Below are 20,349 nucleotides of genomic sequence, written 5' to 3' on the forward strand. Positions count from 1 at the left end.
ACGTCATCCCTGCAGATCCAGCCACGCGCCCAGGGTCGACAGACTGCCGTAGGCCGTCATGTCGATGGTCAGGGGAGTGATGGAGACATAACCCTGCTCGATGGCGGCAAAGTCCGTTCCCTCTCCCGCATCCTGCTGGTTGCCGGGGGGGCCAATCCAGTAGACGGGCTGACCACGGGGATCCTCGGTGCGGATCACCGACTCCGCCCGGTGGCGATTGCCAAGACGAGTCACCCTGATCCCCTTGATCTGCTCAAGCGGCAGGTCAGGCACATTCACGTTGAGGATCTGATCCGCAGGCAACGGATGCACCATCAGCCCCCGCACCAGTTGGGCGGCGTAGTGGGCCGCACTGGCGAAATGAGTCTTGCCCACCAGCGAAACGGCGATGGAGGGGAAACCAAGATGACGCCCTTCCGTCGCGGCCGCCACCGTCCCCGAGTAGATGACGTCATCCCCCAGGTTGGCCCCGTGATTGATACCGGCCACCACCATGTCGGGCTCAGGGCGCAGCAGTTCGTTGACCGCCAGATGAACGCAGTCGGTCGGCGTCCCCTTGACCACATAACTCTTGATGCCGTGAAAACTGGACGCATCGAGGCGGGTGACCCGCAGCGGCACTTCCAGCGTCAGGGAGTGGCTGGCACCGCTGCGGTTGCGATCCGGCGCCACCACCACGACCTCGCCACAGGCACGCAACGCCTCGCTGAGGGCGCGAATGCCCTCGGCGTGTACCCCATCGTCATTACTGACCAGAATTCGCATCGGTTGAGTTCCTGAAACCGTGATCGGCCTCTTCGGCCTGCATTAATTCGCGTACCACGCTGGTGGCAAAGGCGCCGGCAGGCAGGAAGAACGACAGGGTCAACACCTCGTCCTCCCGTTGCCAGCTCATCTGCTCCGGCTTGAGCAGCAGCGGGCGCCTGTCCTGATCCAGCCCGGCTTTCTCCAGCCCCTCGCACCAGTCGCCATAAGAGGCCAGCACTCCTTGCTCGAACTCGGCGGCTGCCCCCTGGCTCGCCAGACGGCCACGGCCCCACTGGGGAGCGGTCAGTTGCACGTCTCCGGAGGCAAGGCGCGCCTCGAGCTCGGGCGTCACGCTCTCTTCACTGAAGATGGAGTGGCTGCCCTTGAGCATCACGCAGTCGCCAGCCAGCAGCTGATGGGCCAGCCCCTGCTCGATGCGGGCGCTGACGATGGCATTGAACAGCATGCTGCGGGCGGCGGACAGATAGAGGGAGCGCTTGTTGCGATCCTTGATCCGTTTGCCGGCGAACATCGCCTTGGCGGCCTCCAGGTTGTTGCCACCGCGGCCGAAACGCTGCTCGCCGTAGTAGTTGGGCACCCCCTGGGTTGCAATCGCCTGCAGACGGGATTCCAGCCCGTCGGCCTGCTCCAGACCGGTGAGACGCAGGGTGAAGTGGTTGCCCTTGAGATAGCCGACCCGCAGCTTCTTGTTGTGGCGCTTCACCTCAAGGATCCGGATGTTGTCGTTCTCGATGACCGAGAGACCCGGCTCGCCCTTGCCCGGCAGATGGATGCCGAACCACTGTTCGGTCACCGCATGGCGATCTTTCAGACCAGCCCAGGTCACCGCATTGCGGGCAACCCCGGCCGCATCGGCCAGCAGGCCAGCCACCCAGGCGGTATTCTCGCCGGTTTTGCGTACCCGGACGAAGATGTGTTCCCCCTCGCCGCAAGGTGCAAACCCGAGATCTTCATTGACCACGAAGTCGGCGGCCTCGGCCTTGAGGATGCCGCGAGCAGTGGGCGTCCCGTGCAGATAGGCAAGTTGTTCAAGCATCATTGTTTCACCAGCAAGACGACGGCTTCGGTGGCGATCCCTTCCTTGCGCCCCGTGAATCCGAGTTGTTCGGTGGTGGTCGCCTTGACGTTCACCCGGTTCAAATCACATTGCAGATCTGCGGCCAGCACGGCGCACATGGCGTCGATATGGGGGGCCATCTTGGGGGCCTGGGCGATGATGGTCACATCCAGGTTGCCGATGGCATAACCTGCGCGCTGCACGCGGGCAAAGACATCCCGCAGCAGGATGCGGCTGTCGATGCCCTTGAATTCGGCGGCGGTATCGGGAAAGTGGCGGCCGATGTCACCGGCGCCGATGGCCCCCAGCAGGGCATCGCTCACCGCATGCAGCACCACGTCGCCATCGGAGTGGGCCAGTAGGCCCTGTTCATAGGGCACCGCCACCCCGCCCAGCATGCAGGGACCAACCCCGCCAAACTTGTGAACATCAAAACCATGTCCGATCCGCATCATGCCTGCGCCCTCCTCAATACACGGAAATCTGTCTCATCAAAACCATGTCCGGTGCGGATCATGCCTGCTCCTCTGGGGATGAATCGGGTCGTGCCGACCGGCACGCACGTTGTTGCTGTAAATAGAGCCCGGCCAGGGAGAGATCTTCCGGCCGGGTCACCTTGATGTTATCGGCCCGCCCTTCCACCATGCGCACGGGGAAACCGGCGCGCTCCATGGCGGAGGCTTCATCGGTGATGGCGGCGCCGAGCGCCAGCCCCTCCTCCAGCGCCCGCTTGAGGGGGCGGACCAAAAACATCTGGGGCGTCAGGGCATGCCAGAGCTGCTCGCGATCCACGGTGGCGAGGATATTGCCGGCCGCATCGGTGCGCTTCATGGTATCGCGCACCCGGCTGCCGAGGATGGCACCGCCAGAGGCCATGGCGGCAGTAATGAGCGCATCGAGATCCTCGTGGGTCAGACAGGGCCGGGCGGCGTCATGCACCAGTGCCCACTCCCCTTCTGCCACGTGTAACGCATTGAGCACGGAGAAGGCGCGCTCGCTTCCCCCTTCCACTCGCAGCACCCGCGGATCGGTTGCCACGGTCAGCGTCTCAAACCAGCGGTCGTGGGGCGCCAGCGCCACGATCACACGGGCGATGGCGGGATGGGAGAGCAGACGCTCCAGGGTGTGCTCCAGAATGCATTTACCTGCCAGGGAAAGGTACTGCTTGGGGCAATTGGCCCCCATGCGACTGCCAATACCGGCAGCCGGGACGATGGCGGTCAGGCCGCTCAGGCTATCAGTCATCGTAGGGGGCACCATCAGGCTCCGTCACCTGATCCTTTTCTTTAGGAATGATTCTGTAGAAGGTCTCGCCCTGCTTGATGTAGCCAAGATCGTTGCGCGACAACTCCTCGATGGCCTCAAGGCCAGAGGTAAGATCGTCGATTTCCCGGTAAATCAGACTGTTGCGATCCTTGAGTACCAGGTTGTCCTGTTGCTGCCGCTCGATGGCGGTGGAGAGTTCCCGATAGTCGGAGAGGCCGTTTTTCCCCAGCCAGAGGTCATATTGCAGCCCTCCCAACAGGAGGAGCAGGATAAGAGTGAGTAGCCGCATGCACTGAGTCTCCTTCAAGCGGCCTAGTTTCCCATATTCGCAGGCAAGACAAAAGAAAGCCTGTGTGCCGGATGGGTTGGTCGGAATAAAAAATGCAGGTCGCACATGTCCATAAGCGCAGAACGAAAAAGCCCCGCCAGATGGCGGGGCTTTGTGAAGCATGAACGCAGGCGAAAATTAAGCCTGGTTCTTCACTTCTTTCAGACCACGGAACGGAGCCTTGGCACCCAGGGCTTCTTCGATACGAATCAGCTGGTTGTACTTGGCAACACGGTCAGAACGGCTCATGGAACCGGTCTTGATCTGGCCAGCAGCGGTACCCACAGCCAGGTCGGCGATGGTCGCGTCTTCGGTCTCACCGGAGCGGTGGGAGATGACGGCAGTGTAGCCAGCGTCTTTGGCCATCTTGATGGCAGCCAGAGTTTCGGTCAGGGAACCGATCTGGTTGAACTTGATCAGGATGGAGTTGGCGATGCCGTTGTCGATACCGCGCTTCAGGATCTTGGTGTTGGTTACGAACAGGTCGTCACCCACGATCTGGATTTTCTTGCCCAGTTCGGCGGTCTGGTAGGCGAAGCCTTCCCAGTCGGATTCGTCCAGGCCATCTTCGATGGAGACGATCGGGAACTTGGTGGTCAGGTCAGCCAGGAAGTCGGAGAAACCGTTGGAGGTGAAGATACGACCTTCGCCCTTCAGGTTGTACTCTTTCTTCTCTGCGTCGTAGAACTCGGACGCAGCGCAGTCCATGGCCAGGGTAATGTCGGTGCCCAGTTTGTAACCGGCAGCGGCAACGGCTTCAGCGATCACTTCCAGCGCTTCGGCGTTGGATTTCAGGTTCGGAGCGAAACCACCTTCGTCACCGACGGCAGTGTTGTAGCCCTTGGACTTCAGCACTTTGGCCAGGTTGTGGAACACTTCTGCGCCCATGCGAACGGCTTCTTTCAGGGTCTTGGCGCCAACCGGCTGGATCATGAACTCCTGGATGTCGACGTTGTTGTCGGCGTGCTCACCACCGTTGATGATGTTCATCATGGGCAGCGGCATGGAGTAGACACCCGGGGTGCCATTCAGCTCGGCGATGTGGGCGTACAGCGGCATGCCTTTGGCAGCAGCGGCAGCTTTGGCGTTGGCCAGGGAAACAGCCAGGATGGCGTTGGCGCCGAACTTGGATTTGTTCTCGGTACCGTCGAGGTCGATCATGATCTGGTCGACAGTGGCCTGGTCCTTGGCATCTTTACCCAGCAGAGCCTGAGCGATCGGGCCGTTGACGGCTTCGATGGCTTTCAGCACGCCTTTACCCAGGAAACGGCTCTTGTCGCCGTCACGCAGTTCCAGCGCTTCGCGGGAACCGGTGGACGCGCCAGACGGAGCGGCTGCCATACCAACAAAACCACCTTCCAGGTGAACTTCGGCCTCAACGGTCGGGTTACCACGGGAGTCGATGATTTCACGACCGATCACTTTAACGATCTTGGACATGTGTATTTCCTCAGGTTTCGTAAAAAAACAACAAAAATATGCCAAAAAAAGCGGCTGTGGCACAGGGCCCCAACCGCATTTATTTTCAATTACTTCAAATTACGCTTCTGATACTCGCCCGCCGCCTTCACAAAACCGGCGAACAGGGCGTGGCCATCACGGGGAGTCGAGGTGAACTCCGGGTGGAACTGCGCGGCCACGAACCAGGGGTGATCCGGGATCTCGATGATTTCCACCAGTTTTTTGTCGGCGGAGAGACCGGTCACCTTCAGACCTGCCGCTTCAATCTGTGGCAGCAGCTTGTTGTTCACTTCATAACGGTGACGGTGGCGCTCGTAAATGGTCGGGCTGCCGTACATCTGACGCACCTTGGAATCTTCCACCAGGTGGCAGAGCTGGGAGCCAAGACGCATGGTACCGCCCAGATCGGACTTCTCGGTCCGGGTCTCGACGTTGCCTTCGTCATCCACCCACTCGGTGATGAGACCGACCACGGGGTACGGGCTGTCTTTCTTGAACTCGGAGGAGTGAGCCCCTTCCATGCCCGCCACGTTGCGGGCGTATTCGATCAAGGCAACCTGCATGCCCAGGCAGATACCGAGGTACGGGATCTTGTTCTCGCGGGCATATTTGGCGGCCAGGATCTTGCCTTCCACACCGCGTTCGCCGAAGCCACCCGGTACCAGGATCGCATCCAGACCTTCCAGCAGCTCGGCGCCACGGGTCTCGATGTCCTGGGAGTCGATGTACTTGATGTTGACGGAGAGACGGGTCTTCAGGCCACCGTGCTTGAGCGCTTCGTTGACGGACTTGTAGGCGTCCGGCAGGGAGACATACTTGCCCACCATGCCGATGGTGACTTCGGCAGTCGGGTTGGCCTCTTCATAGATGACCTGTTCCCACTCGGCCAGGTCGGCTTCTTTGCACTCGATGCCGAAGCGCTCGGTGATGTAGCCGTCCAGACCCTGGGATTTCAGCAGCGCCGGGATCTTGTAGATGGAGTCGACATCCTTCATGGAGATGACGGCGCGCTCGGGCACGTTGCAGAACAGGGCGATCTTGGCACGTTCGTTGGCCGGAATGGCGCGGTCGGAGCGGCAGATCAGCACATCCGGCTGGATACCGATGGAGAGCAGCTCCTTCACGGAGTGCTGCGTCGGCTTGGTCTTCACCTCGCCGGCGGCGGCCAGGTAAGGAACCAGGGTCAGGTGCATGAACATGGCATTGTTGCGACCCACGATGGCCGCCAGCTGACGAATGGCTTCAAGGAACGGCAGGGACTCGATGTCGCCCACGGTACCGCCCACTTCGACGATGGCAACCTGATGGCCTTCGGCACCGGCAATCACCCGCTCCTTGATGGCGTTGGTGATGTGCGGGATTACCTGGATGGTGGCGCCCAGATAGTCACCACGACGCTCCTTGCGCAGCACGTCTGCATAGATGCGGCCGGTGGTGAAGTTGTTGCGGCGGGTCATCTTGGTGCGGATGAAACGCTCGTAGTGGCCCAAATCCAGATCGGTTTCGGCCCCGTCCTCGGTTACGAACACTTCACCATGCTGGGTCGGGCTCATGGTGCCCGGATCCACGTTGATGTACGGGTCCAGTTTCATGATGGTCACATCCAGACCACGGGCTTCCAGAATGGCTGCCAGAGAAGCTGCGGCAATGCCTTTGCCGAGGGATGAAACAACGCCACCAGTCACAAAAATATATTTGGTCGTCATGCTGAACCTGAAAGAAGTTTAGGGAATTTTAAGGGGTGCTTCGGGGATGAAGCAGGACGGGGAAACAGTATACCAAAACCCCCACTCCCAAACAATGAACAAAAATCTATCAGGCTCCCCGCCGCCCCGTCTTGCGCCAAATCAACTTTGCTCGGTTTCCTTGGCCTTGTTCCAGGCCTCGTCCAGCTTCTCCAGGGAGCAATCCGTCATTTTCAGACCTTCTGCGGCAATAAAGTGTTCAACTTGACGAAAACGACGCTCAAACTTGGTGTTGGCAGCCCTCAGCACCTGCTCGGGATCCTTGCCCAGATGACGCACCAAGTTGACGGTGGCAAACAAGAGATCGCCGAGCTCGTCGCTCACCCGAGCCTCGTCCACGTCAACCATCAGCACCTCTTCCATCACCTCCTCGATCTCCTCGTGGATCTTGTCCACCACGGGCCCCAGGGTCTTCCAGTCGAAACCGACGGTGGCGCAGCGCTTCTGGATCTTGGCTGCCCGGGTCAGGGCAGGCAGGGAGAGGGGGATATCGTCCAGCACGCTCTCCTTGTCGAGCGCGGCCCGCTCTTTGGCCTTTTCCGCCTCCCAGTTCGCTTTGACCGCCTGCTCGTCACCCAGGTCGGCATCGGAGAAGACATGGGGGTGGCGGCGAATGAGCTTCTCGCTCACGGTATCGACGATGTCGGCAAAGTCGAACAATCCCTGCTCCTTGCCGAGCTGGGCATAGAACACGACCTGGAACAGCAGATCACCGAGCTCCCCCTTCAGCCCTTGCCAATCTTCGCTCTCGATGGCATCCGCCACCTCGTAGGCCTCCTCCAGGGTGTGCGGCACTATGGTCTGGAAGCTCTGCTTGAGATCCCAGGGACAGCCCCCGTTCGGGTCACGCAATCTAGCCATGATGTCGAGCAGTTGGGGAAGGTCGTAGCGTTGGGACATGGGCAACTCACTTTCGATTCAGTAAATGGGTTCATGAATATCCGCTCACGCCACTGCTCCACATGATGTGGCGCCATGGCGGCCGGAGATGGGGCGCGTGATATCCGTCTTCAATGCTCTACAAGGAGGGAGAAAATGCAGACCGGCCACTGGGGCCGGTCGGTTGAGCATTACAGCCGCTTGGCGCTGATCACGTCGTTGAGCTGACTGAGCTTGGCCAACGCCCGGTTGAAGGCGTTGATGTTGTAAATCTCCAGCTCCATGTCTATTTCGGCGGTCTGCTCGCGCACGTTGGAGCGCGAACGCACTCCCATCACGTTGATCTTCTCGTTGGCGAGCACGGTGGTGATGTCGCGCAGCAGGCCGGATCTGTCGTTGGAGAGAATGCGGATGGTGAGACCGTAACCGCCGGAGTAGTTCTCCCCCCAGACCGCATCGATCAAGCGCTCCGGGTTGCGACGCGACAGCTCCTTGAGCTGCTCGCAATCTTCCCGGTGGATGGAAACCCCCCGTCCCATGGTGATGAAGCCCTGGATGGCGTCCCCCGGGATGGGCTGGCAGCAGCGGGCGATGTGAGTCATCAGGTTGCCCACCCCTTCCACCACGATGTGATCCTTGGGTTTGGGGCGGAAGGGCACATTGGCCTTCTGCTCCAGCTTCTCCAGCAGACGGCGATCTTCTTCTTCCGCCGTCGGCTTGTTGTAGCGGGTGTCCAGATAATTGAGCAGCTGGTTGATGCGGATGTCGCCGCTGCCGATACCGGCCAGCAAATCCTCCAGCTCCTCCGCATGGAAACGCTCCAGCACCACCTTGTCCACCTTGGAGAGGGTGAGGTTGTGCCTGTCCAGTTCTTTCTCCAGCAACTCCTTGCCGGCGGCGATGTTCTTGTCCCGGTCCAGCTTTCTGAACCAAGTGGCCACCTTGGCCCGCGCCCGGCTGGAGCGCAGGAAGCCGGCGTTCGGGTTCATCCAGTCGCGGCTCGGGTTCGGCTCCTTCTGGGTGATCACCTCCACCTGATCACCGGTTTGCAGCGTATAGGTGAAGGGCACGATGCGACCGTCGATCTTGGTGCCGATGCAGCGGTGACCGATCATGCTGTGCACGTGATAGGCGAAGTCGAGCGGCGTCGCCCCTGCCGGCAGGTCGATGACATCGCCCTTGGGAGTGAAGACATAAACCCTGTCCTCGAACACCTGACTGCGCAGATCGTCCAGCAAGGAGCCGCTCTCCGAGAGGTCCTCCTGCCAGGCGAGGAGTTTGCGCAGCCATTCGATCTTGTCTTCGAAGGTGCTGGTCTTGGCAGCGGCCTGTGCCCCTTCCTTGTAGCGCCAGTGCGCAGCGACACCGAGCTCCGCATCCTGATGCATCTGCTCGGTACGGATCTGGATCTCCACTGTCTTGCCCTCCTCCCCCACCACCACGGTGTGGATGGACTGGTAGCCATTGGGCTTGGGGTTGGCGACATAGTCGTCAAATTCGCGGGGAATATGGTGGAAATGGGTGTGAACGATACCGAGCGCCGCGTAGCAATCCTGCAGCCGCTTGGTGATCACCCGCACCGCGCGCACATCGAACAGCTCGTTGAATTCGAGGTGCTTCTTCTGCATCTTGCGCCAGATGCTGTAGATGTGTTTCGGTCGGCCATAGACCTCGGCCTCGACGCCGGCCTCGGCCAGGGCATCGCGCAGAGACTGCACGAATTCACGGATGTAGCGCTCGCGGTCGAGCCGTTTCTCGTCCAGTTGCTTGGCGATCTGCTTGTAGGTGTCCGGGTGCAGGTAGCGGAAGGCGAGATCCTCGAGCTCCCACTTGAGCTGACCGATACCGAGGCGGTTCGCAAGGGGGGCATAGATGTTGGTGATCTCTTGGGCCATCAGCACCCGGGTCTCCTCATCCGCCTTCTTCGCCTCACGCAGGCAGGCGATGCGCTCCGCCAGCTTGATGACCACGGCGCGCACGTCCTCGACCATGGCGAGCAGCATGCGGCGCACGTTGTCCACCTGCTCCGGCGAGGTTTCGCTGCGGTGAAGGGTTTGCAGGGAGCGGATGGCCTCCATCTCCAGCACCCCTTCCACCAGCTTGGCGATCTTGGGGCCGAAGTCCTCGTTCACCTTTTCCTGGCTGATGAGACCGGCTTCGACGAAGGGATAGAGAATGGCGGCCTTGAGGGTGGCGAGATCCATGCTGAGCATCAGCAGGATGCCCACCATCTCGACCCCGCGCACCAGCAGGCGGTTGGTGAGCGCTTCGTCACCCAGGGTCAGGCAATACTGGTAGACGGTTCGCAGCTGATTCTTGTCACTTTCACTCAGGGTAAGGGAACTGACCCACTCATCCAGAGTGAAATTGTCTTTCAAATGAATATCGCGCACCGCAACCATGGTATCAATCCTTAAAAGTGTGGGGTCGAAAGCCGATGCTCTCCTCATCCCCTCATCAACTGATGACTGCCTCAAATGGGGATGCATGAAAGAGTTTTCAAGGCATGTCACCGCGCAAGGTGACAGGGCTCTTCCCCGCATCCGATCCACTATCGACGACCTAGATTACCCTAATCACTCCCGCTCAAACAGCGCTGCCGCCGCTGGAAAACCAAGATAACCGCATTCTGCCCTGCCCGTTGAAGGCAGCGAAAAACACCTGTTTTACCTCACTCTGGCAGCATCATGCACATCGAAAAATCATCACGACCGCATCTTGATTCATCCAGAATAATGCGGTCGCCTCGACTCAGCCCCGTTCGAACAGCGCCATGGACTCCAGATGACCGGTGTGGGGGAACATGTCCAGCATCCCCAGACGGGTCAGCTTGTAGCCCCCCTGCACCAGCACCTGACTGTCACGGGCCAGGGTGACCGGGTTACAGGAAACATAGACCACCCGTTTGGGGGAAAGTGCCACCACGTGGCTCATCACCTCCAGCGCCCCGGGTCTGGCCGGATCCAGAAGTACCAGATCGAACCCTTCCCGGGCCCAGGACATGCCCACGATGTCGCCGCTCAAGTCCGCCTTGTAGAAGCGGGCGTTGTCGATGCCGTTGCGGCGGGCATTCTCCTGTGCACGCGTCACCATGGCGAACTCCCCTTCCACCCCCACCACTTCGCGGGCCTGACGGGCCAGCGGCAGGGTGAAGTTGCCGATGCCGCAGAAGAGGTCCAGCACCTTGTCATCCTTGCCTGCGTCGAGCCAGCTCAATGCCTGCTCCACCATGCGCTGGTTGACGGGCCCGTTGACCTGGATGAAGTCGCCGGGAGCGAATGCAAGAGACAGGCCATCCAGCGTGTAACTTGGCTGAGACTGTTGACGCAGAGGTTCGATCTGCTCGTCCGCCGCCTGCAGATAGAGGTCTATCCCCTGGGCGGTGGCAAACTCGGTCAAGTGCGCCCGATCCGCCTCGGTGGGGCTACCGATGTGGCGCAGCAGCATCAGAATGCCCTGCTCCCCCTGAATGAGTTCCGCATGGCCCAGTTCGCGCTGGCTCTTCAGCCGGTTGAGACATTCGCGCAGAGGGGCAATAAGGGCGGAGAGGGGCTCGGCCAGCACAGGACAGCCGGCAATCTCTACCAGATCGTTCGACTGGCGACGACGAAAGCCCACCCGGGTGCAGCGACCGTTCTTGTCAAACTTGATGGCCAGACGGCAGACCCGGCGGTAGGCGCGGGACTCCCCCGTCAGCGCAGGTGCCAGCGCCGGCGCCTGGATGTTGCCAAGGCGCTCGAACAGGCTGACCAGTCCCGCCTCCTTGGCCGCCAGTTGATCTCCCTCTCCCAGGTGCTGGGCACTGCAACCGCCACACTCGCGATAGTGGTCGCAGAAGGGGGCGACCCGGTTGGCCGCCGGGGTCACCACCTGTTGCAGGGCGGCGTGGGCATAGTGCTTCTTGTCGTCGATGATGCGGGCCTTGATGGCCTCGCCGGGCAGCGCCCCTTCGATGAAGATGGCCTTGCCCTGATGACGGCCGACGCCGACACAGTGGTGATCCAGACTGTCTACCGTAAATTCAATACGTTGGGGCTGGGTGGATTTCTTTTGGGGCTTGAAAAACTGGGCCATAAAACTTGGTGCCTATAGGTGGCTATGTCATGATTGTGGAATCTGCGGCAGACCATTGTCCCACAAGAATAATCGTATGACCAAATACGGCCTGAGGGCCCCAGCCGCGGCATCCGCCCCATCGTCCATTCTGACCAAAAGTGGCCCATTGATATGACCGGATACGGCCTGAGACCCCGTACAGCGACAATGACTGTATTGCCTGCCCGACCCCAGTGCCTGCATGCGCCCCGGATCATGGCTTCTCTTGCGAAAGGCGGGTCGGCGGCATGACCAAGTACGGTCTCAGGGCCCGGGTGCTGGCCTTCACCATCTTGCCGACCCTCATCATTGGCGGCCTCATCGCCGGCTATTTCACCTTCCACCGCTATCAGCAGCTGGAAAACAACCTCATCGATCAGGGCATCAACATCATCGAGCCCCTGGCCATCGCCAGCGAATACGGCATGACACAGCACAGCCGCGAATCCCTCAAGCGGCTGATCGGGCTCACCCATCGCAAAAACTCGCCCTTCATCAAGTCCATCGCCGTCTTCACCCAGGAGAACCAGCTGTTCGTGACGTCCAACTACCACAGGGACTTCAGCCAGCTTCGTCTGCCGGACGGCAGCGTCATCCCGGCCCTGACCAGCGTCTCCGTCAACGGCGATGACATCATACTGCGCACCCCCATCCAGGCAGAGACCAGCCTGGACGGCTTCCCGCTGCCAAGCGATCTGGAGCCGCCGGTCATCGGCTACATCTCCATGCAGCTCGCCACGGACAGGGCCATCGTCCTGCAGTACCGCGACGCCTTCTTCGCGGTCATCATCGTGCTCATCGGGCTGGCCATCAGCGCCCTGTTCGGCTTCCGTCTGGTCAAGAGCGTGACCCAGCCCATCACCGACATGGTGCAGGCGGTGCACCGGATCAGGGAGGGGCGACTCGATACCCGGGTCAGCGGCCAGCTCACCGGCGAGCTGGACATGCTCAAGAACGGCATCAACGCCATGGCCAAGGCGCTCTCCGAATATCACGAGGAGATGCAGCAGAACATCGATCAGGCGACGTCGGATCTGCGGGAGACCCTCGAGCAGATCGAGATCCAGAACGTCGAGCTCGACATGGCGAAGAAGCGCGCCCAGGAGGCGGCCAGGGTCAAGTCCGAGTTCCTCGCCAACATGTCCCACGAGCTGCGCACCCCTCTCAACGGGGTCATCGGCTTCACCCGCCAGCTGCTCAAGACCAGCCTGACCCCGAGCCAGACCGATTACATGCAGACCATCGAGAAGTCGGCACGCAACCTCCTTGGGATCATCAACGACATCCTCGACTTCTCCAAGCTGGAGGCGGGCAAGCTGCAGCTCGAGCACATCCCCTTCAGCCTGCGGGACACCCTCAACGAGACCATGCACCTGCTGGGGCCGAGCGCCCACGACAAGCAGCTCGAACTCTCCCTCCAGGTGGATGCCGCCGTGCCGGACTACCTCACCGGCGACCCCATGCGCCTGCAGCAGGTGCTCACCAACCTCACCGGCAACGCCATCAAGTTCACCGAGCGCGGCAACGTGGACGTGCGTGTCGAGCAGACCGGGGAGTCGAACGGCAACAAGGTGCGCCTGCGGGTGCTGATTCGCGATACCGGCATCGGCATCTCGGAAGAGCAGCAGCGCCAGTTGTTCCAGGCCTTCAACCAGGCAGACTCCTCCATCTCCCGCCGCTATGGGGGCACCGGGCTCGGGCTCGTCATCACCCAGAAGCTGGTGCAGCAGATGGGGGGCCAGATCCGCTTCGAATCCGAACTCGGCAAGGGGTCGGTCTTCTCGTTCCACCTGGATCTGGATGTCTCTCCCCTGCCCCAGAGCGAGCGGCTTCCGCTGGATCGCATCCAGGGCAAGCGGGTCTGGCTGCTGGAGCCGGATCCCTTCACTCACGCCTCCCTGCTCGCCCTGCTGGGAGAGTGGCACCTGGATGTGCACTCCCTGACGGTGGACGAGGAGTGGCCCCCGATGAGCAGCCAGGACATGGTGCTCATCGGCAGCAGCACCCTGCACAGCCCACAGCAGGTGATTGCCCGTCTCGACGGACTGGACGGCCAGCAGAACACCATAGTGCTGCTCAGCAGCCACGAGCCGGCCCTCTACGACGCCATGCTGGCCCACGGCGCCGTCCACTGCCTCTCCAAGCCCATCAACCATCGCAAGTTGCTGCACGCTCTGCTCTCCCCCGAGGCGGTACGCCGTGCCCCCCTGCCCGCGCCGACGCCGCGCAGCGTGCAGGCGGTCAAGGTGCTGGCGGTGGATGACAACGCCGCCAACCTCAAGCTCATCGCCGCCATGCTCAAGGAGATGGTGACCGAGGTGGTGGTGTGCAAGAACGGCAAGGAGGCGGTCAACCTGGCCCAGAGCCAGCCGTTCGACATCATCTTCATGGATATCCAGATGCCCGTCATGGACGGCATCAGCGCCACCCAGGCGATCCGCCACCACTCCCTCAACACCGAGACCCCCATCGTCGCGGTCACCGCCCATGCCATTCCCGGTGAGCGGGAGCGCCTCATTCGCCAGGGCATGGACGACTACCTGGCCAAACCCATCGACGAGGGGATGCTGGCGCAGCTCATCACCGACTTCGCCCACCGGCGGCACCAGAATCACGGGGATCAGCAGATAGACTGGCCCCTCGCCGTGCGTCAGGCCGCCGGCAAGCCAGCCCTCGCCCGGGAGATGCTGACCATGCTGCTGGCCAGCTTCGACGAGGTGGAGCCCATCCTGGCGGCGGCGCTGGAAGGGAGTGCCGACGATGCAGACGTGCTGGCCCAGCTCCACCGCCTCAACGGTGGCTGCGCCTACTCCGGGGTGCCGGGTCTGCAACGCCTGCTCTCCCAGCTCGAGCAGCAGCTGCGCGACGGGGTCGCCGTGAGCGATCTGGAACCCGAATTGCTGGAGCTGCAGGATGCCCTGGAGCAGGTGAGGCAGGAGGCCCCCCGCTACCTGGCCCTGACCGACTGAGGCGCTTTTTCTGACTGGACAGGCGGCAGGTGGTAACATCTGCGCCGTTTCCACAGGAGTCAACATGACCAACAACGATATTCTGCGCCGCCTGCGCTATGCCCTCAGCATCAGCAACGACCAGATGGTCGAGATCTTTGCCAAGGGCAATCTGGCCATCACCCATGCCCAGTTGCACGGCTGGCTGATGAAAGAGGCCGAAGAGGGCGAGGCACAGGAAGCGGGCTTCGCCGCCTGCCCGGACTCGGCACTGAGCCAGTTCCTCGACGGCTTCATCGCCCTGCGCCGCGGTGTGCGGGAAGATGCCCCGCCCCAGGTGATCCCGAACCGGATCAACAACAACCTGATCCTGCGCAAGCTGCGCATCGGCCTCAACTACAAGGAAGAGGAGATGCTGGGCACCCTCAAGCTCGCGAACTTCAACCTCTCCAAGTCCGAGCTGAGCGCCCTGTTCCGCGCCAGGGATCACAAGCACTATCAGGATTGCGGGGATCAGATCCTGCGCAACTTCCTGATTGGCCTCACCGCCAAATACAGGCCCGGGCCCTGATGACCGCCTCCGGCCAGGTGCGAGGCTAGACCATGGGCTGGCGCCGCCTGCTGACTCCACGCCCGTCGGCGAGCGGCGGTGCGTGTCGGTTCGCGGCGCGCTGGTTCTGGTCACTGCCCCTCATCCTGCTGCTCGGCGCCTGCCAGCCTGCACCCTATCGGCTCAACCAGGATCATCAGAGCGCTAGCCAGAACGAGCGCATCGCCTTTCTCATCCTGCACTACACGGATGAAGAGGATGCCCGCTCCCTGCACCTGCTGACCGAGCCGGAGCACAAGGTGAGCGCCCACTACCTGATCCCCCGCGACACCGACGAGCAACCGTTCCCGGTCTACCAGCTGGTGCCCGACAGCCAGCGGGCCTGGCACGCCGGACGCAGTCGCTGGCATCACTACGCCGGGCTCAACGCCAGTTCGCTCGGCATCGAGATAGTGAATCTCGGGTATGACGAGAAAGACGCGGCCCTGCCCGCCCATCTGAGACACTGGCAACCCTATCCTCCTGCCCAGACCGCCGCCCTCGGCGCACTCGCCCGGGATCTGGTCGAACGCTACCAGATCCCCCCCACCCAGGTGCTGGCCCACAGCGACGTCGCCCCCGAGCGCAAGCAGGATCCCGGCCCCCGGTTCCCCTGGCGCGAGCTCGCCCTGCGCTACGGTGTCGGCGCCTGGCCCGACGAGGCCCGGGTGGCCGAGCTGCGCCAGACGCAGCTCATCCCCTGGGATGCGCTGCAATGGCAGCAGCAGCTTGCCCGTTACGGCTACGGCCTACCCCAGCACGGCGCCTGGGATGAGCAGAGCCGCGCCGTCCTGCGCGCCTTCCAGCTTCACTTTCGCCCCGCCCTGGTCACCGGCGAGCCGGATGCCGAGTGCCAGGCCATCCTCACCGCCCTGCTGGAGCGCTACTTCCCGGAACCAGGCTGAGACGCCCCTTCCCTTTCGCCCTCTGCACACGGATGCCCGGCCCCATGCCAGATGAGCACGGGGTTCACCCCTCCCTCCATTCCTGAAAACCACAAGGGACGCCGAAGCGTCCCTTGTGGTTTTCATACCTGCGAAGCGGCATCAGATCCCCTGACGGGCTTCCTGCATCAGCGCACGCATGTCGCTGACCGCCTTGGCCAGACCGTCGAAGGCGGCGCGACCGATGATGGCATGACCGATGTTGAGCTCATAGAGCTCGGGGATGGCGGCGATAGCCTTGACGTTGTGGTAGTGCAGGCCGTGGCCCGCATTGACCTTCAGGCCCTTGCCAGCGGCGTAGGAAGCTCCGGCTGCGATGCGCTTGAACTCGGCGTTGCGCTCGGCATCCGTGGTGGCATCGGCGTAGCGGCCGGTGTGGATCTCGATGAAGGGAGCACCGCTCGCGGCGGCCGCATCGATCTGCAACGGATCCGCATCGATGAAGAGGGATACCTGAGCACCGACGGCCGCAAGACGGGTCACCGCATCGGTCACCTTGTCCAGCTGGCCCGCCACGTCCAGACCACCCTCGGTGGTCACCTCGGTGCGCTTCTCCGGTACCAGGCAGACGAAGTGGGGCTTGATGCGGCAGGCGATGCCGATCATCTCCTCGGTCACCGCCATCTCCAGGTTCATCCTGGTCTGGATGGTCTGGCGCAGGATCTCCACGTCCCGGTCGGTGATGTGGCGGCGATCTTCCCGCAGGTGGACCGTGATGCCATCGGCACCGGCCTGCTCGGCCACGAAGGCGGCCTGTACCGGATCCGGATACTGGGTGCCGCGGGCGTTGCGCAGGGTGGCGATATGGTCGATGTTCACACCCAGGTAGATCTCGCTCATTGCTTACTCCTTGATACAGGTCATCTGTGAATGCCGGAGCGGGTGGAGCCCGCTCCTCTGTCCATGTGCCGCCGCAGGCCGGTTCTGGTCGCGGCGACAGCATTATTGTTCATGAAAGGCGATGTCATAAACACAAAACATCACCAGATAATAAAAATCAGCTTGAAACACTGCCTTTTCGCTTCAAAAAGAGCTCCCTGCTCTTCAGTTGACGCTTGCCGAGATAGGGCTGCAGCGCCAGTCGGCTGAAACGCTTGGCCGCCTGCAGCAAGGGAGGCGTGTCAAAACGCCCCTCGGCGAAGGCCAGCAGGTGGGCGCCGAGGAACAGGGTACGGGGATCCGGCGCCCGCTCGCAAGCGACAAAGCCGAGCTCCCGCTCGAAGCCGTAGAGCAGGGTGGGGTCGATGGGGGAGTCGTCGTCCGCGGCATATTCGAAGTCCACCGCGTAGCCCAGGGCCTGCAGCAGCAGGAACTCGAAGCGGCGCAGGGGCAGCTCCGGGGTCTCTCCGTCCGCCAGTGCCATGATGGCACGGGCATAGGCATCGAACACCTCGGGGAAGGGGGTGTGCGCTTCCAGCAGGTAGTAGACCAGCTCGTTGAGATAGAGGCCGTAGAAGAGACGATCCCCGCCGAGGCGCAACGAGTGATCCGGGCACTCCACCTGGGTGAGGTTCTTGAGATCCCCCTTGCCGCGCCAGGCAATGGTGAGCAGGGTGAAGGGCTGAAGCAGCCCCTTCAGAGAGGAGCATGGCCCGCGGGAACCGCGAGCCACCAGGGTGAATCGACCGCTATCCTGGGTGAAGACCTCGACCAGCTGGCTGGTCTCCCGATAGGGCCGACTGTGGATGACGAAAGCCGGGGTCAGCAATCAGTCGTCGCCATACCCGAGGCTGCGCAGGGCCCGCTCGTCGTCGGCCCAGCCGGACTTGACCTTGACCCACAGCTCGAGATGCACCTTGTTCTGGAACAGCCGCTCCATGTCGATGCGCGCCTCTGTGCCTATGGTCTTGATCTTCTCGCCCTTGTTGCCGATGACCATCTTCTTCTGGCCTTCACGCTCCACCAGGATGAGGCCATGGATGTGGTAGAGACCGGTCTCCTCGACCTTGAAGCGCTCGATCTCCACCGTCACCGAGTAAGGCAGCTCCTCGCCGGTGAAGCGCATCAGCTTCTCGCGGATGATCTCGGAGGCCATGAAGCGGGAGGATCGGTCGGTCACGTAGTCTTCCGGGAAGAAGTGCACGTTTTCCGGCAGCAGATCCTTGGCCCACTCGCGGATCTTCTCCACGTTGGTGCCCTTTTCGGCGCTGATGGGCAAGATATGGGAGAAAGCCATCTGCTGACCCAGCCACTCGAGGTGGGGAAGCAGGTCCTCCTTCTCCTTCACGTTGTCGATCTTGTTGACCGCCAGTACTACGGGGCACTTGAGGTGGCGCAACTTGCCGAGCACCATCTCGTCGTCCTTGGTCCAGTGGGTGCCGTCAACCACGAACACCACCATGGCCACGTCCCCCAGAGAACTGGTGGCTGCGCGGTTCATCAGGCGGTTGATGGCCCGCTTCTCCTCGATGTGCAGACCCGGGGTATCCACATAGATGGTCTGATGGTTCTCCTCGGTGTCGATCCCCAGGATCCGGTGACGGGTGGTCTGGGGTTTCTTCGAGGTGATGCTGACCTTCTGGCCGAGCAGCTTGTTGAGCAGGGTGGACTTGCCCACGTTGGGGCGGCCCACGATGGCAACAAAGCCGCAATAGGTGCTATCTGTATCCGTCATGGCAATCTTTCCAATTCTGGTTGTGTCGAAAGACCGCGGCCTCTTGCATTCATAGCAGTCATGACAGCCTTTCCAATGCTTGCTGCGCCGCGGCCTGTTCGGCCTTGCGACGGCTGGTGCCGACCCCGACCAGGGGACCATCCAGACCGTCCACCTCGCACTGCACGGTGAACTCCTGGTTGTGGGCCTCGCCCTTGACGTTGGTCACGGTATAGGTCGGCAGGGACCGGCGGCTGCCCTGCAGGATCTCCTGCAGCCGGGTCTTGGGATCCTTCTGCTCGATGCCGGGCTTGATCTCTTCCAGGCGGCTGGCGTACCAGCCGAGCAGGAGGCTGCGCACCCGCTCCAGATCGGTATCCAGATAGATGGCGCCGATCACCGCCTCGACCGTGTCGGCCAGGATCGACTCGCGGCGAAAGCCACCGCTTTTCAGCTCACCCGGCCCCAGGATCAGGTGATCCCCGAGGTCGAACTCCCGGCCCAGTTCGGCCAGTGTCTTCTCGCGCACCAGGGTGGCACGCATCCGGCTGAGATCCCCTTCCGCCGCCTGCGGGAAGCGGTGGAAGAGGTCGTCGGCAATCACCAGACTCAGGATGGAGTCCCCCAGGAATTCCAGGCGCTCGTTGTGCCGGGAACCGGCGCTGCGATGGGTCAGTGCCCGGGTCAGCAGCTCGGCTTCCTGAAAGACATGCCCGAGACGGGACTGCAGTCTGTTCATCTTGATATTCATTTACTGTATTCCGCCAATGCGGTTGAAGCGCACGCCGGTCGGCACCCAGCTGGGCAAGCTGGAACCTTCCTCGCGCTCAAATTCGAAACTGATCCAGATGGCAACCGCCTTGCCCACCAGGTTCTGCTCGGGCACGAAGCCCCAGAAACGGCTGTCGGTGCTGTTGTCGCGGTTGTCGCCCATCACGAAGTAGTGGCCTTCCGGCACCACCCACTCATCAGGATAGGTGCCGGGCTGGCGATAGTAGCGATCCACCAGGTCCGGCATCAGCGGGTTGCGCAGGGTCTCGTGGGAGACGTCGCCCAGCTGTTCGGTGTAGCGATCCAGCGGGATCCCCATCTGGCTGAACTCGCCGCGCTGCTCGAACTTGATGCCCAGCTTCTGGAAGCCGGGGCACGTTTTCCCTTCCTGCTCGTCGCACTTGGGCCGGATCATCAGCTCCTTGTTGCGATAGATGACCCGATCGCCAGGCATACCGACCACCCGCTTGATGTAGTCCACCCGGGTATCCAGCGGATACTTGAAGACCACCACATCACCGCGCTTCGGCTCGCCGGTCTCGAGGAACTTGGTGTTGGTCACCGGGTCCTTGAGGCCATAGGCGAACTTCTCCACCAGGATGAAATCGCCCACCAGCAGGGTGGGCATCATGGATCCCGACGGGATCTGGAACGGCTCGAAGATGAAGGAACGCAGGATCAGCACCAGCGCGATCACCGGGAAGACCCCGCCGGTCTGTTCGATCCAGACCGGCATGGGGGCCACCTTGGCCAGGGTCTTCTCGTCCACGTCTGGGCCGGCATTGGCACGGGCGGCCGCGACCTTGGCCGCCCGCTGCTTGGACCAGACCAGCTTGTCGAGCGTCCAGATGATGCCGGTCAGCAGGGTGACGACGACGAGGATCAGGGAAAAGGTGCTTGCCATC

18 protein-coding genes are annotated in these 20,349 nt (G+C 61.9%); 3 read left to right on the plus strand and 15 right to left on the minus strand.

The window, feature by feature from the left end; all coding sequences use genetic code 11:
* Positions 1-3 precede the first annotated feature (3 nt).
* The 10 genes from surE to rlmD all read right to left on the minus strand — a co-directional run bounded on the left by surE (position 4) and on the right by rlmD (position 11,578).
* A complete protein-coding gene (surE, locus tag I6L36_RS09365; protein WP_109112134.1) occupies positions 4-765 on the minus strand; it encodes a 5'/3'-nucleotidase SurE in 762 nt (253 codons plus the stop codon).
* Complete coding sequence (gene truD, locus I6L36_RS09370; RefSeq protein ID WP_109112146.1) at positions 746-1,804, minus strand: tRNA pseudouridine(13) synthase TruD; 1,059 nt, start codon at positions 1,802-1,804, stop codon at positions 746-748. The genes surE and truD overlap by 20 nt, the downstream gene beginning before the upstream one ends.
* On the minus strand, positions 1,804-2,280 hold the full coding sequence (gene ispF, locus I6L36_RS09375) for a 2-C-methyl-D-erythritol 2,4-cyclodiphosphate synthase (protein WP_052814805.1): 477 nt from the start codon (positions 2,278-2,280) through the stop codon (positions 1,804-1,806). Before ispF ends, truD begins: the two co-directional genes overlap by 1 nt.
* Positions 2,281-2,338: 58 nt before the next feature.
* Entirely contained in the window at positions 2,339-3,070 is a 732-nt protein-coding gene (gene ispD / locus I6L36_RS09380) for a 2-C-methyl-D-erythritol 4-phosphate cytidylyltransferase (RefSeq protein WP_160837273.1), read from the minus strand.
* Positions 3,063-3,380 (minus strand): cell division protein FtsB, encoded by a 318-nt coding sequence (gene ftsB, locus I6L36_RS09385; RefSeq protein ID WP_010675628.1) that lies wholly within the window; start codon positions 3,378-3,380, stop codon positions 3,063-3,065. Before ftsB ends, ispD begins: the two co-directional genes overlap by 8 nt.
* A 177-nt stretch (positions 3,381-3,557) precedes the next feature.
* Positions 3,558-4,859 (minus strand): phosphopyruvate hydratase, encoded by a 1,302-nt coding sequence (gene eno / locus I6L36_RS09390; RefSeq protein WP_043154803.1) that lies wholly within the window; start codon positions 4,857-4,859, stop codon positions 3,558-3,560.
* An 89-nt stretch (positions 4,860-4,948) separates the two neighbouring features.
* Positions 4,949-6,586, minus strand: coding sequence for a glutamine hydrolyzing CTP synthase (gene pyrG, locus I6L36_RS09395; protein ID WP_039041042.1), 1,638 nt, complete (start codon positions 6,584-6,586; stop codon positions 4,949-4,951).
* Between the two features lie 141 nt (positions 6,587-6,727).
* Positions 6,728-7,525: a nucleoside triphosphate pyrophosphohydrolase gene (gene mazG / locus I6L36_RS09400; protein WP_104454748.1), complete on the minus strand. Its 798-nt coding sequence runs from the start codon at positions 7,523-7,525 to the stop codon at positions 6,728-6,730.
* Between the two features lie 170 nt (positions 7,526-7,695).
* Positions 7,696-9,906 (minus strand): GTP diphosphokinase, encoded by a 2,211-nt coding sequence (relA, locus tag I6L36_RS09405; protein ID WP_010675631.1) that lies wholly within the window; start codon positions 9,904-9,906, stop codon positions 7,696-7,698.
* Between the two features lie 349 nt (positions 9,907-10,255).
* The gene (gene rlmD / locus I6L36_RS09410) at positions 10,256-11,578 is read right to left on the minus strand and encodes a 23S rRNA (uracil(1939)-C(5))-methyltransferase RlmD (protein ID WP_109112716.1); all 1,323 of its coding nucleotides are present in this window, start codon (positions 11,576-11,578) and stop codon (positions 10,256-10,258) included.
* A 269-nt stretch (positions 11,579-11,847) separates the two neighbouring features.
* On the opposite strand from rlmD, the gene barA reads away from it, so the two are divergent.
* From barA to I6L36_RS09425, 3 genes are all read left to right on the plus strand, one after another.
* Positions 11,848-14,568, plus strand: a complete 2,721-nt coding sequence (barA, locus tag I6L36_RS09415; protein WP_045521991.1) for a two-component sensor histidine kinase BarA — start codon at positions 11,848-11,850, stop codon at positions 14,566-14,568.
* 64 nt (positions 14,569-14,632) lie between these two features.
* Entirely contained in the window at positions 14,633-15,118 is a 486-nt protein-coding gene (locus I6L36_RS09420; RefSeq protein ID WP_010675634.1) for a DUF1456 family protein, read from the plus strand.
* A gap of 32 nt (positions 15,119-15,150) precedes the next feature.
* A complete protein-coding gene (locus I6L36_RS09425; RefSeq protein WP_216987106.1) occupies positions 15,151-16,041 on the plus strand; it encodes an N-acetylmuramoyl-L-alanine amidase in 891 nt (296 codons plus the stop codon).
* 141 nt (positions 16,042-16,182) lie between these two features.
* Here the strand turns inward: I6L36_RS09425 and pdxJ are convergent, their stop codons facing one another.
* The 5 genes from pdxJ to lepB form a co-directional block, all read right to left on the minus strand.
* A complete protein-coding gene (pdxJ, locus tag I6L36_RS09430) occupies positions 16,183-16,920 on the minus strand; it encodes a pyridoxine 5'-phosphate synthase (RefSeq protein WP_010675636.1) in 738 nt (245 codons plus the stop codon).
* Positions 16,921-17,077: 157 nt separating this feature from the next.
* On the minus strand, positions 17,078-17,788 hold the full coding sequence (gene recO / locus I6L36_RS09435) for a DNA repair protein RecO (protein ID WP_109112021.1): 711 nt from the start codon (positions 17,786-17,788) through the stop codon (positions 17,078-17,080).
* Positions 17,789-18,694, minus strand: coding sequence for a GTPase Era (gene era / locus I6L36_RS09440; RefSeq protein ID WP_109112022.1), 906 nt, complete (start codon positions 18,692-18,694; stop codon positions 17,789-17,791). It lies immediately after the preceding gene.
* 58 nt (positions 18,695-18,752) lie between these two features.
* Positions 18,753-19,424, minus strand: coding sequence for a ribonuclease III (gene rnc, locus I6L36_RS09445; RefSeq protein ID WP_043763271.1), 672 nt, complete (start codon positions 19,422-19,424; stop codon positions 18,753-18,755).
* Positions 19,425-20,348: a signal peptidase I gene (lepB, locus tag I6L36_RS09450; protein ID WP_109112023.1), complete on the minus strand. Its 924-nt coding sequence runs from the start codon at positions 20,346-20,348 to the stop codon at positions 19,425-19,427.
* Between the last annotated feature and the right edge of the window lies 1 nt (position 20,349).

The organism is Aeromonas sp. FDAARGOS 1406, from assembly GCF_019048565.1.
GTDB lineage: Bacteria > Pseudomonadota > Gammaproteobacteria > Enterobacterales > Aeromonadaceae > Aeromonas > Aeromonas caviae.